A 20432-nucleotide genomic window follows, 5' to 3' on the forward strand; every position below is an offset into this window, starting at 1 on the left:
GCTGAAGCGGGTCGTGGCCCAGACGCTGCAGGATAACAGTGAGGGACTGCCAGCCGGCTCGTTGCTCATGAGTTACCAGGCACCTGGTGGTGTGAAGACAGACACACGTGGTCTGGAAGAGGTGGATCGATATATTCGCGAGGATGTGCCCCGTGATATCGGTTTTCCTTTTCATACGTATGTGAACTCCCGTTCCATCCGCAGTACAGAGGTGAACCCGGAAGATCCAACCAAAGTGGATGCCAGCCGGGTCCGCAGCATGAGTCTGGGTACAATGACTGGCCTGGATGCACAGGTTAATTATTCTGCGGGAGTGAAGCCGGGCAACCAGGTCAAGGACGATACTATTGAAGCGGTCATGCTGGAAGAGGGCATGTATCGTAACGATCTGCATATCGGAGATGTTCTGGAATATCCGATTTACAGCGGTCTCGATATTACGTTACGTGTGAAGATTACAGGTTCTTTCAAAGCCGATGATCCTAGTAGCCCGTATTGGGTACAGGGATTTGACGGTATGATGAACGGACTATATGTGGATGAATCAGTATTTAATAATGTTTTGCTAAAGGAGAAAGGTATCCCTCTTCAGAATTCACGTTGGTATTATGCATTTGATCTGAAAGAGATTCAAACGAGCCAGCTCTCGGGACTGACCTCTGTGCTGGAAAGGCTGGATATCGATCTGTATCAGCGGTTGAAAGATACGAAAGTGGACATTACCTTTGGCGATCTGCTGAAACAATTCCGCAGTCAGAGTCTGCAATTGCAGACCATGCTGTTCACACTGGCAGCACCGATGATTGCGATGGTCTTTTATTTTATTGCCATGAATGCCAGACAGTCGTTACAGAAGCAGGAAAGTGACATCGCGGTTCTGCGCAGTCGCGGAGCTTCTGCCCGGCAGATATTCTCTCTTTATCTGCTTGAAGGCATATTCCTGGGAGCGATTGCTCTTGTCATCGGACCGTTTCTTGGATGGTTTATGGCGAAAAGCATCGGTTCAGCCAGCGGATTCCTATCGTTTGTGGATCGAAAATCCATTCCGATTGGAATATCGAAAGAAGCGATTTTGCTGGGTCTCATCGCCGTGTTGGTGGCCATCATAGCTTCGCTCATTCCGGCAATAACCTACGCGCGGGCGACGATTGTATCAGCCAAGCGTCGGCAGGCACGTACGGACCGTGCGCCGGTATGGCAGCGCTGGTTCCTGGATATTGCGTTGCTGGGGCTGGCGGGATATGGATACTACTTGTTCTATGAACGGCAAATGTTGACGTTCCAGACCGGAATGACGACAGATCAGCTTCAGGTACAGCCGTTTCTGTTCTTTGTACCGGCACTCGCCATCTTTGCACTGGGACTGTTCTTCCTGCGTTTGTTCCCGTGGATTTTGAAGCTTATTCAGCTGATCGGGCGCAAGTTTCTCCCGGTTCCATTGTATCTGACACTGACACAGCTTTCACGTTCATCTTCTTCTTACTATCCTTTGATGATCCTGCTTGTATTGACACTCGGACTTGGTGTGTATAACTCGGCAGCGGCTCGTACCATTGATCTGAACTCGACCGAGCGCACGTTATATCGATATGGTTCGGATGTTATTATGCAGACGGTGTGGGAAGGTACACCTGAGGTTAAGCCAACGGGTTCCGGACAAAGCGGCGGCTCAGGTGGTGGACAGCAAGGTGGAGGAAATGGTAGCGGTGGTTCTGGAGGCGGAGGAAATGGCGGCGGAGGTGGATCAGGTGGGGGCGGTGGTTCTTCACAACCTACCAAGATGATCTATTCCGAGCCACCTTTTGAAGTATTCCGCAGCTTGAATGGTGTGGAACATGCAGCAAGAGTGTTACAGACGAAAGGTAATATTATTGTCTCTGGCAAATCGGGTGGACAGGGAATGCTGGTGGGGATCGACAATGTGGATTTTGCTCAAGTGGCTTGGTTCCGCAACGATCTGTTCCCGGCACATCCTTACAAGTACCTCGATTTGCTTGGCAAATATGAAGGGGCCGTATTGATCTCTTCCAAATTTGCTGACAAATTCAAGCTCAAAACCGGAGACCTCGTCTCCATTGGTATACAAGGTCAGGCAATTGAATTTGTAGTTTTTGGCATAATACCTTACTGGCCTGCCCAGTATCCGGATCAAATGCCGTTTTTCATTGCCAATCTGGATTATATCTATGATCAGGTGCCTCTGATTCCATATGAGGTCTGGCTGAAGATGGAGCCGGATGCCAAAGTCGCACCGTTGATGGAGAAACTTGCAGCGGAAGGCATTGAGTTATCTTCAGTACGCGATGTGCGTACAGAGCTGGTGACCCAGGGCAAACATCCGTCAAGGGGCGGAGTGTTCGGCATACTGAGTCTCGGATTCTTAGTGTCGGTGATTATTTCCCTGATCGGATATATCCTTTACTGGTTCTTCAATCTATCAGGGCGTGTAGTACAGTTCGGTGTCTTGCGAGCGATGGGGTTATCCCGGGCGCAATTGAGCGGTATGTTGCTGCTGGAGCAGGTGTTCACGGCGGGTTTGTCCATCATTCTCGGTATTGGCATTGGTCAGGTATCCAGTCGTCTGTTCCTGCCTTTCCTGCAAACCACAGATAATGTGTCCGCACAGGTACCTCCGTTCCGAATTGTATTTGAAGAGAAAGATATGCTGCAACTGTATGGTGTGACCGTGCTCATGCTGATCATTGGAGCAACAATGCTGCTGTGGCAAATCCGCAGGCTGCGGGTTCACCAGGCAGTCAAAATGGGAGAGGAGAGGTAAACGTGATCCAATGCGAAGGACTTGTCAAAATTTTTAAATCCAGCGATGTGGAAGTCGTTGCCCTTCAAGGTCTCAATCTGACTGTCAATCAAGGTGAAATGATGGCTATTATCGGTAACAGCGGCAGTGGTAAGTCTACCTTGCTCAACATTCTGGGAGGACTTGACCGTCCAACAGCCGGTACGGCCGTTGTCGGAGATTGGGATTTGTTGAAAATGACAGATGCCCAATTGGTAGAGTACAAACGTCATACCGTAGGGTTCATTTGGCAAAATAACGGTCGTAATCTGCTGCCATACCTCACAGCACTGGAAAATGTGGAAACACCCATGATTTTGGGAGGCAAGCGAGATCGTGCCTATGCCATGCAGTTGCTGGAGTGGGTTGGACTGAAGGATCGGATGCACAACAAGCTGCATCAATTGTCCGGTGGGGAGCAGCAGCGGGTGGCGATTGCCATCTCGTTATCGAATCGCCCCAAGCTGCTGCTTGCGGATGAGCCGACAGGTTCGGTGGATTCGGAGACCTGTGATACAATCATGGGCATTTTTCGCAAAATGAACAAGGAGCTCGGGGTCACGATTGTGATTGTTACTCATGATCTAACCCTCGCTGGCAAGGTGGACCGGATCGTGGCGATTCGGGACGGCTTGACCAGCACCGAGTTCGTGAAACGCAATCCGAATCTGGATGACGAACATGGCTTGTCTGAGGCAGGAGCCGCGGATATTCATGAAGCTTTTGTCATCATTGACCGGGCTGGGCGACTTCAAGTGCCCAAGGAGTATTTGGAGGCACTGTCCATTGATAATCGTGCCACATTGGAATTTGACGGTGAGCGTATTGTTATTACACCGCCAAGATAATTTTAGAGGGGGAATTGGGAGATGAAGAACAGGTTTTGGGGAAAACGGGTGCTGGCTGTGCTGGCTACAGCCAGTCTGGCATTGCCGCTGCTTGCGGGTTGTACAGCGAGTGAGTCCAAGGATAACGAGCAGCGTGTACTGCGTGTAGCGACGTTATGGGGAGGCCAGGATGACAGCTATTTCCGTCAGCAGTTTACCGATGCATTTGAACTGACTCATCCGAATATCACAATTGAAGTGGTACCTGCGGTAGATCAGGGCAGCATGTATGGGTATGGTAACCAGGAAGAGCAGAAGGACGTTCCAGATACGATGGAAAGCTTGAAGAAAATTATGACCGGGGATAACCCGGTAGACGTTATCGTGGCGGATACGGCGACAATCAAGTCGTTAATTCAGGAAAACATGGTAAAACAACTGGACCCACTGATGCAGGAAGACAAGTTTGATACTACAGATATTGTGCCAAGTGTTCTCGAAGGAATCAAGGATTTGGGAGATCAGAGTATCTATGCTTTGACGCCAACGTTCTCCTCTTCGGCATTGTTCTACAACAAAGGCATGTTTGAGAAAGCAGGCGTAGAGCCTCCAACGGACAATATGACTTGGGACGATGTTTTCAACCTGGGTACTCGTCTTACCAAGGGTGAAGGCAAAGACCATGTGTTTGGCTTCTCGTTCAGTACCTATCAAGGTGGTTCTCCGTACTATACGATGTCGCAGTATTATAACTCTCTGCAGCTGAAAATTTTTGATGACAAAGCAGAAAAAATGACCGTAGATTCTCCTCAATGGGAGAAAGTATGGAGTACAATAAGCAAGCTTGCCTTAGATAAAGTCATCCCTAAAGGAGACGAACCGCAGGATCAGGATGACAGCGGACGTTATAATCCAATTCAGGGTGATCTGTTCCTAGGTAGCAAAACAGCCATGGTCATTGGAGATTACAGCTACATTAACCAATTGATTGATGCCAATAAAAACGCGGATAAAATGAAAGACTTTACGAAGGTAGACTGGGATGTAGTCACACCTCCGGTTCATCCGGAAGCTCCTGAAATCGGAGGCAATATTTATCTGAGCAACCTCATGGCCATTAATAGCTCAGCTCAGAACCCTGATGATGCATGGGAACTGATCAAGTATATGAACAGTGAAGATTGGGCGAAGATCAAAGCACGCAGCAGTTATGAGATGGTTTCCCGGAAGAGCTTCATTAAACCGAAGGATGGTATGGATTACAACATCCAGGCGTTCTATACGCTGAAACCTGTACCTCCGACCAACAGCAATGCAGATAAACTTTATCAAAAAATGCCGAACCTGTGGCAAGTAAGTGACAAGGGCATGGAATACTTCAATCAAGTGCTTGAGAACAAAAAGACACCAAAAGAAGCGCTTGGTGAATGGGCAGCCAAAGGAAACGAAATGCTTGAGAAGTTGAAAAAGAATCCTAAAGCCACGTTTCAATAAGGCTAGATGATATTGTGATAAAATCATAGATGTAGCCGCTGGAGATTTAGTTCTTTGGCGGCTATTTTTATGGAATTGGGGTATTCTACAAAAGCAGGGATAAATGATGACTCCAAGAAAGGACGAGTAGAATGCACTGGGTATATTTCAGCAAATTGTATGCAACCAAATTTCAGGCAGGGTGTCTTGCGAAGCGAATGGAGCAGGATGGATGGATTTACGGTCATAACGAGCCAGCTGAAGTGGAAGTATATCGTTCAAAAAAGGGCCGGTATGGGGTACGCTTCATTCCCTAACATTACCCCTTGACTTATGGCATAGGAATGGTGTATATTAATTAAGTCGCTGTTTTAATATTTCTTACTGACGCGGGGTGGAGCAGCCCGGTAGCTCGTCGGGCTCATAACCCGAAGGCCGCAGGTTCAAATCCTGCCCCCGCAATTTAGTTTTACTGGATGATTCACAGCCATCATCTGAACGTTATACATTTTTGTTCAGGGCCCTTAGCTCAGTTGGTTAGAGCGGTCGGCTCATAACCGATTGGTCACAGGTTCGAGTCCTGTAGGGCCCATTCTCTCAAAACCCTTGCGATGCAAGGGTTTTTTTCTGTCCACAAGTTGATAAACAAGATTGCAGAGCTAGAATAACGCGTGCAAAAGATCGAAGGAAATGTGAAATAATATATAAAGCACAACCACTTATTGTGTTCATGAACATACAAGCTCTGCTGTTACTGTAGGGCTTTTTTGTTTTATTCCCTTTTCTGCATAGGATCTGTACTAATTTAAAGTAGGAGATCGTACAAATATTGTAGGTGATCTGCTGTTTTAAATGGGGGGATGATTCGATTGCCAAACTCTACAGGATTGATTTACAACTCGCCTACAGGTGGAAGTATGGCTACTCAGATTCTTGTGACTTGTTTAAATGATTCTCTTAATATTCCTGTGAATATCGAGATTGAAGTGTTTAAGTGGGATACCACTCAAAATGCTAGAATTCCAATAGGGCATGATTTATTTCAAATCGGACCCCTGGCATCTCGAAGTTTGATTTATGCTCTAAGCTCAGCGGCTTTTTATGAGGTTCAAAGTGACTATTTCAGTGCTACGAGTACGATCATTCATGCATATGGTATTGATTCAACGGGGGGGATTATTCAACGCGTCTTACAGTCTGAAATGATATGGGTTGACCGATTTACGAATATTCCTTAATTTATAAAATGGAGGTGATCGGTTTGCCAGTGGTAAATATTACGGGGGCATTAGGAGGAAATCAATTCGAACCTTCGATTGCTGCCAATGAGTTGCTTCCTAATATTATGTGTGCTGTTGCTGTAGATACAAGTACAGGTCCGACACTCATTGGATTTTATCGCTCCACGGACACGGGTCAGACATGGTCAACGACAATTTTAACTCAGCCTGCCGGATATGCTGGCGCAGAAGCGCCAACCATTGATTACACATTTCCGAGTACATTTATAGTGACAGTTCACATATTTAACGGTGATAATGACGGTACGATCATCAGTTACACATCCCTGGATGATGGAGTGACTTGGACTCCTGCCGTGTTTGTGAACAAGGGATACGGGCTTATCGTTCATAATGATGAACCGTATATTGCAGTGGATCGGACACCTGGAAGTCCTTATCGGGGCAATGCATATGTGGGTTATACACCTCTTGCTACATTGGCATCGTCCATTTTTTTGCAGAGGTCATTGGATCAGGGCACAACGTGGGAGATACCAAGCCGAATTTCAAGCCCAAGAGGATTTCATGATAGAAGTGCTATAGCTATAGGTTTTACAGGTGAAGTCTACGCAGGGTATATTACTACCGGTCCGGACAGTCCGTACGCCTTACTTCGCATCTCGTACGATGGAGGGGCTACATTTCAGCCACCTATTCAACAACAATCGACGTTGATCGCTTCTGTTGTGCCTGCACCATCTCCCTTGCCTGTGACGAATTATGCTTTTCGAGTGCAGACGAACCTGGGCTTGGGAGCTGACATATCCAATGGAACCTATAGTGGTACTGTTTATGCAACCTGGAATGATGCGCGGAATGGATATACCGACATATTTTTGTGCAGTTCACCGGATGGGCTTCTGTGGTCAGATCCCGTTAGCATTACCGGAGCACCCGCTGGTTCGCAAAATTTCTTCCCCTCCATTACCGTATCTCCATTCACGGGAACGGTAAGGGTTATTTATTATTCCAATCAAATTGATGGGTTTCTTCTAGATGTGTTTGTTGCTGAATCGTTTGACGGAGGAGCTACCTTTACGAATCGCAGACTCACGACAACTTCGTTTAATCCCAACGGCAATTCCCCGACACCCACAGTATTAATTGGTGATTATATTACCGCTACAACGTATGCTCCCGATAATTTGGCTGCAGTTTGGATGGCGACGACTCCGCCCACTGGAAAATTGGATGTTTATTTTGGAAGTTGATTACTCCCATGTACTAAAGTATAACAAATAATTCACTGAGAGAAAGCTCTGCTAGCCTAATGCTACCGGAGCTTTTTTTGTGGCAGACAAGCGAGTACTAACGAATTTGTAAACGAACCTGATGGAGTGAATGTTATGGTATAATTTTGAAATATATGCAGTAAAGGTGGTGAGATTTAAAACGATGGACGGTGCAAGTGCAGTGAGTTTTGCAGGGATTTTGATGATATTTATTTTCATCGCTCTGGTTGGTTTGATATTATATGCAGTGTTCTCATTGGCTATAAAAAGATCTGGTTTAAGAAAGGAAATCTCGGGCTTGAAGCAGGAGATTCGATTATTAAAAGAAAGAATGGAGAAAAAAGAACATAATCTTGATTAAGCCATTCGAATAGAAGATCGTTTGAAGCTGAGAGAGAGGCGCTGCCGTTATAGACGGGCAGTGTCTTTTAATTGCCCTTATTTCCAAAAAAATGTTTGGACTAACGTTGAGCGCTCTTGCCACAGTTCGGTTATCGTTTAACCATGGATGTATTAACGAATAGTGCCTGCCTTGAAAGGCAGGTTTTTTCTTTTTAGGGGAGTACAATATTGGCCTTGATTGGACCAGACGAAGTTTATGTTATAATGCGTTAGAGATTGAAGGGTCGGTCTATGAAATTAGAATGGAAAGCAGGGTTACAATCAATGACGCAAAACGAAGGACAGCGCTTCCGTTTCAGTGAAGCTCCGGTATGGGATTGGCAACGGGCTTATTATGAACAGAAAGGACTCCATGCTTGGACAGAAAATCAGGTTCCGCAATACATAACAAGTAACCCGATGATTGCAACGGCATATGCCGAGATGATTTTTGGATTTCTTCAGGACCTCGCAAGTAAGGGGCAGACAACCGAAACGGTGACCATTCTGGAGCTTGGAGCAGGAGTAGGGCGTTTAGCGCACCAAATTCTACTTAAACTGATGGCGTTGAAAGATTTCGCAGGCTTGGAGTTGCCTGCTTTTCGATATGTAATGACCGATCTGGTAGAAGATAATGTGTTGGGATGGAGAGAGCATCCGTCCATGCAATCCTTTATTAATCAAGGGATACTGGATTTTGCACGCTTTGACGCGATACAGGATATCGAGTTGAATCTGGTGGTGGCGGGTACAGTTATTCGACCAGGAGATCTGAAACAACCTTTGCTGTTGATTGCCAATTACTTTTTTGACAGTATTCCACAGGAGTTAATCTATGTGGGCGAGGGCGAGATATATGAGTGCGACGTACTCGTTCAATCTCCAGAACGTTCTCTTCGGTCGGAACCTGCCCAGTTGCTGGAAAACATGACACTGAGTTATGAGTACCGCCGTGCACCTGAGTACAGTGCAGAGAACTATCCGTATCAAGAACTTATCGCACTGTACAAGGAAGAGTTGGAGGACTCGCACATTCTGTTCCCGGCAATTGGCCTGTCCTGTCTTGAGAGGTTGAACACGTTATCAGATTCAGGGTATGTGTTAATTACTGCGGACAAAGGGGATCATCGGCTGGACAACTGGAAGTTTGCCGAGCCGCCTGAATTCGTTCTTCATGGGAGTTTTTCTTTAACGGCGAATTATCATGCCATTCAATATATATTGGACCGTCAGGGAGCTCACACAAGTTTCACAACACATCATTATAAGGATCTGAACGTTGGATGTATGTTGATGGTGGACGAACCACTGGGATACGTGAACACGCGGCTGGCGTATCACCGATTTGTTGAACGGTTTGGACCAGATGATTTTTTCAGTATGAAAGAATGGATGGATGATCAGGTAGAGCGGATGGAGCTGAAGCAGATTATACCTTTTTGGCGTCTGGGCGGGTATGATGCTGAGTTTTTGATCCATAGCGCCAACCGGATTTCGAGTCTTCTACCTGATGCAAGCGATGAGGAAATACTTGATATTCAGTCTGGAATTCACATCATGTGGTCTTCATATTATGCAATGGAGCTGCAAGGAGGTGTAGCGTTTCTGGCAGGTCAGTTGTTATATGGGATGTATATGTATGAGGACGCTAAGCGGTTTTTGGAACTGTCCTTAGATGCGGATTCGAGAAAACAGAATTCAGCTGTGCTGTATGACTTGGCCGTGTGTTGTTATGAACTTGAGCTGGAAGAAGAAACGCTGTCTTACACGCGGAAAGTATTGGCTCTGGAACCTGAGCATGAAGAAGCGATGGATTTGCTGAATAGCTTCGAATGTTTTTAAAGATGATTGAAAATCACTTCTCTTCATCGTATTATTAGGATAATCACACAATAATTTCCTGTAAACGGAAGAGGAGATGAGTATATGAAGAAGGTTCTGACCATTTTACTTTATCCATTTGCGGCGGTTTTGGGAGCGCTGGGCGCAAATTCAGCTGCGACTGCTGATGTGGTACTTTTTGCGAAAGATATAGCTACAGAACGAGGTTATGACGGGCAGGCGCTTTATGATAGTATTGAACACAGGAATTCCTAATTACATATCATGTGAACTGTAAAAGTAATTGTTAGACGGAGCGATACACAAAAGACAATTACTCTTGAAGCGCGAAGTGCGATGGGCAGGAAGCCTGCCTGCCTGTACAACCTTTAAGCCGGTTTCGTACCTGATTCAGGTATGAACCGGCTTTTATTCATGAATGGGGGATAAACGTTGAAGATTATTATTGGACAGCCCAAGCTGGAACAACAGTTGCTACAGCTGGAAGCGGAATTGAAGCAACATCCGGATGCGGATGTATTGTTCTTTCCTGAAGGTTATCTGAATCAGAACGTGAAAGAGGCTAGCCGTCTGGCAGCTGCACATGGAACGATGATTGTGTCAGGTCATCGCAGGTTGAATGAACGCCCCAAGGACCGTTCTATCATTATTAACAAGGCTGGGGAGACTGTGTTGGAGAAAGCGAAGTATACTGCTGCTGAGGTCGTTAAGGAACAGGATTGGACCATCAGCACTTTGTTATGTGACGAGCTGGTTTTGCAAGGTTTTCGCAACGAGAATATTGGCAGAGTGGATATGATTATGCATTCCATTGGTGTAGGGATGTTCAGTGAAGTGCAGTATACAGAGTGGATGGAAGAAGCGCGGCAGATGGCGGTCCAAAATCAATGCATCGTTATGGGGACCAGCCATGCGGATGGTTCGTATCGTGATAGTGAAATTTCAATTCCAATCGCCTATTGTATTGCTCCGGATGGGCAAGTGGTCTTGGCGTCCAGAAACGATACACGTACTCGTTTGATTATCCTGGACAAGCAAAATACAGCAGACTGCTGTCATGGAGCACCAGGAGATGATGTGAACATCCAAGTCGTTCCTTCGGCTTAATTCAACTTACAGAGTATACAATAATTAGGCACTTGAGCTTGACGATAGCCCGGACATTGGTATTAGAATCTACATATGTTATGGCATACCTTGAAATTCAAAGGAGGCCAATCAAATGAGTAATGTTGGATATGGTTGTAATAATGTTGGAGGAGTAGGACACGGTATTTGTACTTCCACTGCCGCAATTCTGGTACTCTTCATCCTGCTCGTCATCATCACTAAATCTTTCTGGCTGTAAGCCAGAACAGACAAGGTGAGGACCGGGTTACGTGTACGCTCCGCTGAGACTTCAGCGGGGCTTTTCCACGTTTCTATGAAAGAGTGATATGATGAAAGAGATTTGACAATCGAAAACAATGTGCTTAAAATCACATAAGAGACTATTAATAGAGATTGAAGGGATAGCAATGCCGTTTATTCGTTTTAAAGGATTCACAGGACCTCAATTGGAGGAAGTTGTACCCCGTATCACGGAGCAATTTGCGTTGATTACCAATATTCCGCGGGAGAGAATGAAGGCAGAACGTCATGACGTACAAGCTCTTACTCCTTCCCCGGCTTCAGTAGAGATCCTGATGTTCCAACGTGATCAGGAGATTCATAATCGGATTGCTTCCTCAATGCAGGCTATTTTGGAAGAAGCGGATTTACCTGATGTGCATATTTTCTTCAATATACTGTCACCAGCGTTGTATTATAAACAAGGCAAGCCGTTGACAGATTACCGATTGGATTGAGAATAAAAGGGCTGCTCCGATGATGTTCGGAAGCAGCGAAGACGAGCAGATGTGTGCTCGTCTTTTTTGATTCAATCCTATTACGTAGCAATGTCGTATAATTACTTCGCTTTTATTCGATTTAATCGGAAAGAGCAAAGGGAGGATACCATGAATAAGGCACCGCCAATCAAATACACCAGACGAACCCCCATTTGGTCAGCAATCAGACCGAAGATTACCGTAGATATGCTCATGGCAGCTGAGAGAACAATCCCATGCACTGCGTATACCTTGGATAAGGATTCGACCGGCACACTGCTCTGGAAAGCCGTTTGCTGAGCAACATCTCGGATCTGATAAGCAGGACCCATAAGCGCACACAGTACCAGAGCAAGCCAGGGAAGGCTGTTTAAACCGTAGGCGATGGTCAGCAAGCTAAAGAGTAGAGAACCTAATGCCATACTGGAGATCAGGTGCTTCTGTATGCGGGTGGCCAGGGCGATGGCCAGAATTCCCCCGAGTATGGTGCCTGCAGAATAGCTGGAGTTGATAAGCCCCCACCAACCTTCTTCTTGGCCCAAAGCTTCTTTCACAAAAGCAAGCGTGATAGCGCCGATCCAGATAGAACCAGCAAGACCTTCAACCATGTCCATGAACGTAATCAGACGCAACGACCGATTTTTCCAAAGGATAAGCCATCCTTCTCTTAACACATCCCATCTGGAAGTGGAATTCTGGACTTTTTCCTGAATGTCACGGGTAAGTGAGCTGATCGTAATCATCAGAATCAGGACAACCCAGGATAAGGTTGCAGCCGCCCAGAATGTTTGTGAAGCCCCCCAGTACATAACGATGAAACCTGTCATCGCATATCCAATAATTGTCACGGTCTGAGTAGAGAACGAGAGAAAACTATTCGCTTTGACTAGATCTTCTCCTTGAACCAATCGGGGAGTTAACGTGTTTATTAATGGAGATTCCCATCCGTCCAGAAACGACAGAATCGCTATTCCCACGAGAAGAAGAGGAATGTGAGCAGTGAGATCGGTAAATGCGATGGCGATCCCGGTAATCATCAATGTTTTGGCTAAAGGAATACTAACCATTAGTCTGGAGAATGCGAAACGGTTCACAAGCAGTGGTGCAGTAAACCCTGCCACGATACGCGCTGACATTTGAATGAATGGAAACAGCGCAGCGTAAAGGACAGACCCGGTCTGATCGTAAATAAACGTCGTAATAACCATGATATATATAACATTAATGAGGGAGAGCAGCGTTTTGGCAGCCCAATAAGGATAAAATGCGATGTTCATGCTAAGGTGTCCTTTCCACAACGATAATTATATATTACGGGTATCGTTGTGAACGCACCACAAACAAAGTTGTCATTTTCCCGTCATTGAAGCGGCAGAAAGACAGCCGTCCCAAGGGACAGCTGTCTTTCTGGTTTCTATAATTCAAGCCACAACGAGCGTAAAAGCGATAAGTAGCATTAACAGACTGGTCATTCTGGTCATAGCCATATAAGGTCTGCTGGGCTCAGCCTCTCCCCGAGAAATCCAGCCATAACGCAAGTACCATCCAAATTTCGGGAAGCACAAATTGATGATACAAAGTGTCATGAATATAAAAAAGAGGGTTCTCATACCCGATCTTCCTTCCTCATTTTACATGACCGCCTCAAAATTAACGCTTACGTCTCGTGAAGAAGAAAACAATCAAAATAATAATAATGACAATTAATAGAAATTTCATGAGTGACCCTCCTGATGACATGATAAGTATTTGTGAATGTATTTATCAGATATTACCCAAGGAACACATGACTTGAATAACTATGTTACAATTAATTATATTGTTTTTATATAAACACATACCATCGGGTTATCGATAGCTTCATTAGGAGAATGAATACATTACAGTTTGGTGAGATGAAGGAGGAAGCATGACTAAATACAATCAACTCGCTATACAATGGGAATTTATTATCTCTAAAATTAAATCTTCCGTGACCGTAGTCGATGCTACCTTGCCTGATTTTCCTCTAATGTTTGTAAATGAATATTTTACTCAATTAACCGGATATAGTGCGGAAGAGTCGATTGGACAGAATTGTCGGTTCCTTCAAGGGCCGGATACGGACCCGGAAACTGTACAGCATATTCGCGAAGCGTTGAAAAAGCAGCATTCGATCAAGACAGAGATTCTGAACTATACAAAGGATGGACAGAAGTTCTGGAATGAACTGAATATTGATCCTATTTTCGATGAGTCAGGGGAATGTTTGTTTTTTGTGGGAATTCAATACGATATTTCGGAGCGGAAATATGCCGAGCAGCAGTTGCGGATGGCAGCTTCGCTGACTGAAATGAACAGCAGGGGACAGCTGGAGTTCATTGGTAAGCTGAATCATGAACTTCGCACGCCGCTGAACGGGATTATGGGCATGATTGAACTTGTCAGCATGGGTGACAACAGTAAGGAGCAGAAAGAGTACCTGGAGCTTGCGCGCCAGTCGGGGGAAGCACTTCTGAACATTGTCAACAATAGTCTTGATATGGCCAAGCTGGGCAGAGGGAAAATGAGAGTGGAGCAAATCGAATTTCAGCCGTTGAAGCTGATTCAACAGATTATTAAAACGCATGAACCTGCGGCGCGGAATAAACAAATTCGCTTGCTCTGTCATGCGGATCTGACTATTCCTGATGTACTTACGGGTGATCCTCTGCGTCTCCGGCAAGTGCTGGATAACCTACTCAGTAACGCCATTAAATTTACGGAACAAGGTGAAGTGCAAATACAGATGGATGTTCAGGAGCGACGAGGAAATACCGTTATTCTGGCATTCACTGTACATGACACGGGAATTGGCATTCCGAAAAATAAAATGAATCAATTGTTTGAAGCATTTACGCAGACAGATGTCTCTCATGCACGCAAATTTGGCGGCAGTGGACTTGGACTTACCATCTGCAAAGAGTTGCTCGAATTGATGGACGGTCAAATTTCGGTGGAGAGTATCGAGGGAAGAGGAACGAAGTTTGAGGTTACCTTGCCTTTACTTCGACAACAGGCGATTCCTAACGTGGGGTAGTCTATACAGAACAGCCGGGAAATGTCGGCTGTTTTTTTATATTTTTTTATATTGTTTAGCGAACTGGCGTTCTGGTATAATGCAATTGTTGAATGGGGGAGAAACAGCATGAGTAAAAGACGCAGAAGCAGAAAGAACAAGGGCGTGCAACGATTTAAAAAGCAAATTTTGACGTTGGTGGCAATGTTAATAGTCGCTCTATATGCATGGGTTGGGGGAGAATGGTCTCTGGACATACCGTCTCAGTTCGGGGGAAGTAACAGGAGTGTGGATCATACCATCACATTCCCTGGCGAGCGATACCCTGAAACGGCCAATCATATCAAGACGGCGATCAAGGCAGGACATTCGGATGTATGCACTATTGATCGCAGTGGGGCTGAAGGTAATCGGGATTTATCACTCAAAGGTGTTCCGGTCAAAAAGGGGAAGGATCGGGATGAATGGCCAATGGCAATGTGTGCGGAAGGTGGAGCGGGTGCGGATATCCAATATATTAGTCCCAAAGATAATCGTGGTGCAGGCTCATGGGTGGGTAACCAACTAAGTACATATCCGGATGGAACACGAGTCAAGTTTGTAGTGAAATAAACGCAAGACTATGAATAAGAAAGTAATGGATACAGAAATGCCTTGGCTTCGAAAGAGTGAGGGATAGAGTAAAGGACAAAAATAAAACCAGACGTCTATGCGTCTGGTTTTATTGTATGAAGAGCGAAATAAACACGTCTAGTTCATGTATAAATACATGAAAGTACTTGTTCCCTGTTTACAGATCAGCCGTACACAACTGCATTCCACTTAAATGATGAGAGCGAATGCTTAACAGACGTGTGACTTGTTCCACTTCGTCGAATGGAATCCATAGGCTTCCGTGGACTGTCCGTAAGGAAAGAATGGAAGCATCGGCTGTACGTTCCGGAAATCCAGTTACCGTTTGCCCGCTTGTATTACGAACGATGATCTGTTGTTTGCGCCGAATGGCAATTTCTACCTCTTTTTTCATATGTCATTGCTCCTGGTTATGGAATAGTAATTCGATATGTCAATAATTTCAATGGTTAATTTGTCTTCTTTATCTAGTCTATCAGAACTAGGTATAGATTTCCAGATCAGAAATTATATTTTACATAGGTTAAAGGACTTATTACGTACAATCCGTGTCTGAAGAAGCAACCAGGGTTATATAAGGGTAAAAGGAGGGGGACGTAAATGACACAATTGCTGATCGGACTTGTACGCACGGAGAATGAAGCCATTATCATGCTAAATAAACTGAAAGAGGAAGGCATAGCAGATAAATATTTGGGAGCGGTAGCCAAGGAACAGGTCAATCTAGAAGTGGTAAGTGAGAAGACAGGTTTACCCATGCCTCTGAAAGGTGCAGGAACAGATGGTGCACTAGGGGTGCTTAAAGGGGTACTTGCTGGTCTGGGCAAGCGGATGGATCAGACGATGTCCATTGGGAAAGCGGTACGCAAACTCGCAGGCAATGAGATTGGAAATGATACGGATGATCTGGTGCTTACCTTGACAGAAGCAGGGGTCTCCGAAGAAGATGCTAATTACTATGAAGATTGGTTGGTGCAGGGGCATATCCTGGTGGTTGTAGAATGCAGCGAGGAAGAGGCGGGCCGAATTGCACCTATTCTTCTTTTTTAGTTTAATTTAAGCCTGATTTTAGGTTTCTTTAATGTTGGGGATGTATTCTTATTTCACACCTCCCTTAATATAGATGGTTTAAAGAAAGTTCGGGACCGCAACTCGATCTTTCTAGGCACTGCTCGCTAACGCTGGCAGTGCCTGTTTCATTTTTTAGATTATTTTATGTTAAGGTATTGCAAAGTTATAAATTTCATGGTAAGATATCTCTTGTCGCCTGAAGTGATGAAGCAATACATACATATGCCGGGGTGGCGGAATTGGCAGACGCACAGGACTTAAAATCCTGCGGTAGGTGACTACCGTACCGGTTCGATCCCGGTCCTCGGCATCCCGCGGTTTTATCCCGCAAACACAGCGTTAAATGAGCGTCAAAATGCGATGGGTCCTGCGTACTTGTTTCGGAGTAATCCGCAGGTACACAGGAGCCGCGCAAACACATCGGAGCATCCCACCGTTTACATTCGGAAGGGGTGCTTTTTGCATTGGCGCGATTACGCGAAATTAAAAAGAGTTACGGTTACAAACGACGGGAGTGGCCGGAGGTGTTATCGGAGTTTCTTGTACACAAACGACTAGAGGACGGAGTTGGCGAGCAGACGATAGCGGATTATACGCGGACTGTAGAACTACTGTTCAAGCGGTTTCCTGACGCATGGGAATCGGATGCTGCGCTTAAGAACGCGGTCATGACACACTTCTCTGACGACATCAAACCAGCAACGTTTAATAACCGACTGGTCTATCTGCGCGCATTCTTTAAATACTGCGTAAGTGAAAGTCTGTTGGCGGTGAATCCGCTTGAGAACGTTAAAAAGCGGAAGACAAGTGATCGCGCAGTAGCAGTCGAGACCGAGGTTCTGCAGGCGCTACTCGCAGCTCCGGATCAGCGGACATTTGTTGGACTCCGCGACTATACGTTAATTCTGTTAACGCTGGATACTGGTATACGTCCGTCCGAGGCTACAAAGCTAGTACCGCAGGATTTTGTACTATCGTTGAAGGAAATACGCGTGCCTGCGGAGATAGCGAAAGATCGGAATACGCGGACGTTGCCGTTATCGGATATGACCGTTAAGGCTATGCGGAAGTTGATTTCTGTACGCGATGAAGAGTGGAAAGAGAACGTTCCGATATTTTGTTCGTACGAAGGGCGGCCGCTTAATCGACACACTTGGGCAGACCGTATGGAGATCTACTGTAAGAAAATCGGAACTAAGATTCGTCCGTATGACTTACGGCATGTGTTCGCTCTCGAATTTTTGCGTAATGGTGCGAACTCATTTGCTGTTCAAAGGTCGCTCGGGCATTCTACGATGGAAATGACGCGGCGTTACGTGGCGCTCGTAAACAACGATTTAAAGGCGGAGCACGCGAAGGCTAGTCCGGTTGACCGAATCTTATCGAAGCCCAAAGCGAAACGTAATATAAAATTATAATGATGAATAATGACGCCTGTCTCACAAGTGTGGTAGCCTTCTTGTTGAAATGACAAGGAGGTGTGATGCAATTGAACTATAAGGAAAAAAGGAAACTGATCCTTGAAATGCGCGAGGAAAAGGAAGAGCTGGATATGCAATCAGCTATAAGTATGTTTATAAAGTCGCGCAAATTAAAGAACCTAACGGAAAATACAACTGCTTCCTACACACAGACTCTTAACAAATTCACTGCGTTTCTTGAGGAAAATGAAATAATTAAAGTGAATAAGGTAATAGTTGAGGACGTCCAGGAGTTTATCCAGACAAGAATTGAGGAAGGGAACAGCGCGCCAACAGTAAACAAGTATATAAGGAACTTACGAGCGTTCTTTAGTTTCCTATGGAGCTCGGGTTATTTGATCGAGAATCCCATGGAAGCTATTGATAAACTTGTGGAAGAGAAACGAATACTTCGTACTTTAAGTCGTGAACAAGTTCTAGCCCTGTTGGACGTACCAGATCGAGCTACACCAGTCGGGTACCGCAACTATGTATTCATGCTGTTAATACTCGATACCGGATTGCGTTTAGAGGAAGCACTATCGTTTAACATCGATGATATTCATTGGAAGGAACAGGTGGTTCAGGTTTTCGGTAAGGGACGCAAGGAGAGGCTTGTCCCGTTCAGCGCTACCCTTGCCGTTCATTTACGCGAATACCTAGAGTTACGGGGAGAAACGGATACATCCATATTCTTTGTTACTATCGACGGATTACCACTAAAACGCCGCACCGTTCAGGAGGAGATATCTGATTACGGACAGCTCGCGAAGATAAAAAGAGTCCGCGTTTCTTGTCACTCGCTAAGATTTACATTCGCACGGAACTATATTATTAATGGTGGCGACATAGTAAGTCTCATGAGTATTTTAGGCCATAAATCTTTACATATGGCTCAGTTATATTCGGAGATGTTCCAAGCAGACATCTCCAAGCAACACAACAGGTTTTCGCCAGTTCATTCATTTTTTAACTAAATACAAGTGAATTACAAAAGGCGCAGTTCTCGCGGATTAAGTTCCGTTGAGGACTGCGCCTTTTCTGCGTTTATTGGACTGCTGCGAATCCTTTGCGTAACTCATACTTCGTTAACAACGCGTCCATTTCCGCGATTAACTCCTGCGTTGCTTCGTACGCGTTTTTACCGGATATACCTAACGATTGGTTGACTTCAAGTAGCCCCGTCTTAATCTTCGCGTTCGTGAAGTCGCTGGATTTCACAAGCTGCCCTATGTAGAATCCTGGATTGTCGTTTGAAGAAACATCGAAGGCTTCCATTTCAGTTAGTATCTTATTTAAAGTCTGCGCGTACTTAACTGCTTCCGCAGGCGTGTAAATGTTCTTGGCTGAGGTGCCTGCGTCTTTAATTCCATTATACATACGCATTACTTCCTTAATACGCTCGACCTCGCCTTTTATTCGTGTCGATTCCGTTCTAACTTCCGCGTCTTCTTTTTCGTCGAGTGCTTTATTGTAAACGGCAAGCGCTGAAACATAGTCCCCGACAGCGTAGTGAGCTTCGGCTTGAGTTTTCAACTCATCAAATTTTGACGTGCCACTACATCCGGAAACAATAACTAAAACTAGCCCAAACAGTAATAATAATTTCTTATTCAACCGCACACCTCCGCTTAGGTAAATATACCCAATTATACCGTGGATACGAAGTCCCGACAACTATCGCTTATGTGGTAACGACGTCATTGCGGAGGCTCAACGCAAGATCACCGCAGACATATTAAAGTCTACGAAGAGGTAACGGATCATGACGGAGTAGTGGCGCGCTATAAATGTCGCGGATATGAATCGGAGATGAGGCTGCGGTGGTCGTCGATGGTTCCGCAGGCGAGCGTAGTTATGCGGAAGTACCTCGGGTTGAATACGGATAAGTACGTGGACCCTACGTTGCCTCCGGAGTAGACAGGAAAAAGACGCAGCTTAGGAATCACTGCGTCCGGGGGTCTTGCGAGTATCGGCGGTAAGGTTTATGATAATTACATAAAGTTGATCGCGGTAGCAGCTCTTGGCGGGGAGGCTATCGCTTTTTTTGTGTCAATGAAAGTAGACCAATAATGACTAATCCAAATTGCAACATAATCGTGAGGGCTTCGTATGTACTCATTCAATCACCTCCCGTCTCTATTCTAAAATTATACAGTAGATTTTAAGTTGGTCAATGTTCGCATAAAAAGGGGAACAAATTGTAATAGGTTTCTCGACGAATTCAAAACTAAAATATGTGTATACCCTTAGCTAAGCGTCCAAGGCTCAATCGTCTCCTCTCACAGCGTATGATCCGCGAGACCTTCGCGCTGTTTTTCGTGTAAATCTTGTAACACCCGTCCGACACCTCCGATTATAATTTACATGAGTTAGATAATACAAACATCTCTATGCCTGATATTAGGCGTTTTGAGCCGATTAGCCTTGAAATATATCACCCTCATAAAAATTCCTTTTTACCTGAAAACTTCGATCTAAAATTATTTACGTGATGCTAGGTTCGAGTGACTTTAACTTAAATACGA

23 protein-coding genes and 3 tRNA genes are annotated in these 20432 nt (G+C 45.2%); 21 read left to right on the top strand and 5 right to left on the bottom strand.

Annotated features, from left to right (window positions below; translation table 11 throughout):
- The 14 genes from AMS66_RS29615 to AMS66_RS29665 all read left to right on the top strand — a co-directional run.
- A partial coding sequence (locus tag AMS66_RS29615) for an ABC transporter permease (RefSeq protein WP_236703680.1) occupies positions 1-2779 on the top strand: 2779 nt, incomplete at its 5' end.
- A 2-nt stretch (positions 2780-2781) separates the two neighbouring features.
- Positions 2782-3645, top strand: coding sequence for an ABC transporter ATP-binding protein (locus AMS66_RS29620; RefSeq protein ID WP_024631213.1), 864 nt, complete (start codon positions 2782-2784; stop codon positions 3643-3645).
- A gap of 21 nt (positions 3646-3666) precedes the next feature.
- The gene (locus AMS66_RS29625) at positions 3667-5118 is read left to right on the top strand and encodes an ABC transporter substrate-binding protein (protein WP_053784199.1); all 1452 of its coding nucleotides are present in this window, start codon (positions 3667-3669) and stop codon (positions 5116-5118) included.
- A 131-nt stretch (positions 5119-5249) separates the two neighbouring features.
- A complete protein-coding gene (locus AMS66_RS33020; RefSeq protein WP_167666091.1) occupies positions 5250-5414 on the top strand; it encodes a hypothetical protein in 165 nt (54 codons plus the stop codon).
- A gap of 71 nt (positions 5415-5485) precedes the next feature.
- Positions 5486-5559 (top strand) — tRNA-Met (locus tag AMS66_RS29630).
- Positions 5560-5615: 56 nt separating this feature from the next.
- Positions 5616-5689, top strand: a tRNA-Ile gene (locus tag AMS66_RS29635).
- Positions 5690-5966: 277 nt separating this feature from the next.
- Complete coding sequence (locus AMS66_RS29640) at positions 5967-6335, top strand: hypothetical protein (RefSeq protein ID WP_144424644.1); 369 nt, start codon at positions 5967-5969, stop codon at positions 6333-6335.
- A gap of 29 nt (positions 6336-6364) precedes the next feature.
- On the top strand, positions 6365-7591 hold the full coding sequence (locus AMS66_RS29645; RefSeq protein ID WP_407944588.1) for an exo-alpha-sialidase: 1227 nt from the start codon (positions 6365-6367) through the stop codon (positions 7589-7591).
- 184 nt (positions 7592-7775) lie between these two features.
- Positions 7776-7973 (top strand): hypothetical protein, encoded by a 198-nt coding sequence (locus AMS66_RS29650; RefSeq protein WP_144424646.1) that lies wholly within the window; start codon positions 7776-7778, stop codon positions 7971-7973.
- 305 nt (positions 7974-8278) lie between these two features.
- Positions 8279-9835: a hypothetical protein gene (locus AMS66_RS29655; protein WP_053784506.1), complete on the top strand. Its 1557-nt coding sequence runs from the start codon at positions 8279-8281 to the stop codon at positions 9833-9835.
- An 84-nt stretch (positions 9836-9919) separates the two neighbouring features.
- The gene (locus AMS66_RS32875; RefSeq protein ID WP_160319747.1) at positions 9920-10090 is read left to right on the top strand and encodes a hypothetical protein; all 171 of its coding nucleotides are present in this window, start codon (positions 9920-9922) and stop codon (positions 10088-10090) included.
- Positions 10091-10267: 177 nt separating this feature from the next.
- On the top strand, positions 10268-10942 hold the full coding sequence (locus tag AMS66_RS29660; RefSeq protein ID WP_181014179.1) for a hypothetical protein: 675 nt from the start codon (positions 10268-10270) through the stop codon (positions 10940-10942).
- 115 nt (positions 10943-11057) lie between these two features.
- On the top strand, positions 11058-11183 hold the full coding sequence (locus AMS66_RS32095) for a sporulation protein YjcZ (protein WP_082350955.1): 126 nt from the start codon (positions 11058-11060) through the stop codon (positions 11181-11183).
- Between the two features lie 169 nt (positions 11184-11352).
- Positions 11353-11682, top strand: coding sequence for a DUF1904 family protein (locus AMS66_RS29665; RefSeq protein ID WP_053784203.1), 330 nt, complete (start codon positions 11353-11355; stop codon positions 11680-11682).
- A gap of 101 nt (positions 11683-11783) precedes the next feature.
- Here AMS66_RS29665 and AMS66_RS29670 read toward each other — a convergent pair whose 3' ends face one another.
- A complete protein-coding gene (locus tag AMS66_RS29670) occupies positions 11784-12980 on the bottom strand; it encodes an MFS transporter (RefSeq protein WP_053784204.1) in 1197 nt (398 codons plus the stop codon).
- A gap of 144 nt (positions 12981-13124) precedes the next feature.
- Positions 13125-13313, bottom strand: a complete 189-nt coding sequence (locus tag AMS66_RS34815; protein WP_053784205.1) for a DUF6199 family natural product biosynthesis protein — start codon at positions 13311-13313, stop codon at positions 13125-13127.
- 299 nt (positions 13314-13612) lie between these two features.
- On the opposite strand from AMS66_RS34815, the gene AMS66_RS29680 reads away from it, so the two are divergent.
- Both AMS66_RS29680 and AMS66_RS29685 read left to right on the top strand, forming a co-directional pair.
- Entirely contained in the window at positions 13613-14761 is a 1149-nt protein-coding gene (locus tag AMS66_RS29680) for a sensor histidine kinase (RefSeq protein ID WP_053784206.1), read from the top strand.
- 108 nt (positions 14762-14869) lie between these two features.
- Complete coding sequence (locus tag AMS66_RS29685; protein ID WP_053784207.1) at positions 14870-15352, top strand: NucA/NucB deoxyribonuclease domain-containing protein; 483 nt, start codon at positions 14870-14872, stop codon at positions 15350-15352.
- 178 nt (positions 15353-15530) lie between these two features.
- Here the strand turns inward: AMS66_RS29685 and AMS66_RS29690 are convergent, their stop codons facing one another.
- Positions 15531-15767: a hypothetical protein gene (locus AMS66_RS29690; protein ID WP_053784208.1), complete on the bottom strand. Its 237-nt coding sequence runs from the start codon at positions 15765-15767 to the stop codon at positions 15531-15533.
- Between the two features lie 206 nt (positions 15768-15973).
- Between AMS66_RS29690 and AMS66_RS29695 the strand changes: the two genes are divergently transcribed.
- The 4 genes from AMS66_RS29695 to AMS66_RS29710 all read left to right on the top strand — a co-directional run bounded on the left by AMS66_RS29695 (position 15974) and on the right by AMS66_RS29710 (position 18881).
- Positions 15974-16423 (top strand): general stress protein, encoded by a 450-nt coding sequence (locus AMS66_RS29695; protein WP_053784209.1) that lies wholly within the window; start codon positions 15974-15976, stop codon positions 16421-16423.
- A gap of 245 nt (positions 16424-16668) precedes the next feature.
- Positions 16669-16754: transfer RNA gene (locus AMS66_RS29700), tRNA-Leu, on the top strand.
- A gap of 154 nt (positions 16755-16908) precedes the next feature.
- On the top strand, positions 16909-17862 hold the full coding sequence (locus AMS66_RS29705; RefSeq protein WP_053784210.1) for a tyrosine-type recombinase/integrase: 954 nt from the start codon (positions 16909-16911) through the stop codon (positions 17860-17862).
- Between the two features lie 71 nt (positions 17863-17933).
- The gene (locus AMS66_RS29710) at positions 17934-18881 is read left to right on the top strand and encodes a tyrosine-type recombinase/integrase (RefSeq protein ID WP_160319748.1); all 948 of its coding nucleotides are present in this window, start codon (positions 17934-17936) and stop codon (positions 18879-18881) included.
- A 70-nt stretch (positions 18882-18951) separates the two neighbouring features.
- Here AMS66_RS29710 and AMS66_RS29715 read toward each other — a convergent pair whose 3' ends face one another.
- Positions 18952-19521, bottom strand: a complete 570-nt coding sequence (locus tag AMS66_RS29715; RefSeq protein ID WP_053784212.1) for a hypothetical protein — start codon at positions 19519-19521, stop codon at positions 18952-18954.
- A gap of 159 nt (positions 19522-19680) precedes the next feature.
- Here AMS66_RS29715 and AMS66_RS33300 point away from each other — a divergent pair, with 159 nt between their 5' ends.
- Positions 19681-19824 (top strand): hypothetical protein, encoded by a 144-nt coding sequence (locus tag AMS66_RS33300; RefSeq protein ID WP_201782240.1) that lies wholly within the window; start codon positions 19681-19683, stop codon positions 19822-19824.
- A gap of 115 nt (positions 19825-19939) precedes the next feature.
- Here the strand turns inward: AMS66_RS33300 and AMS66_RS34820 are convergent, their stop codons facing one another.
- The gene (locus tag AMS66_RS34820; protein ID WP_371121677.1) at positions 19940-20026 is read right to left on the bottom strand and encodes a putative holin-like toxin; all 87 of its coding nucleotides are present in this window, start codon (positions 20024-20026) and stop codon (positions 19940-19942) included.
- Positions 20027-20432: the final 406 nt, after the last annotated feature.

The sequence above is a fragment of the Paenibacillus xylanivorans genome, from assembly GCF_001280595.1.
In the GTDB taxonomy this organism is placed as follows: domain Bacteria; phylum Bacillota; class Bacilli; order Paenibacillales; family Paenibacillaceae; genus Paenibacillus; species Paenibacillus xylanivorans.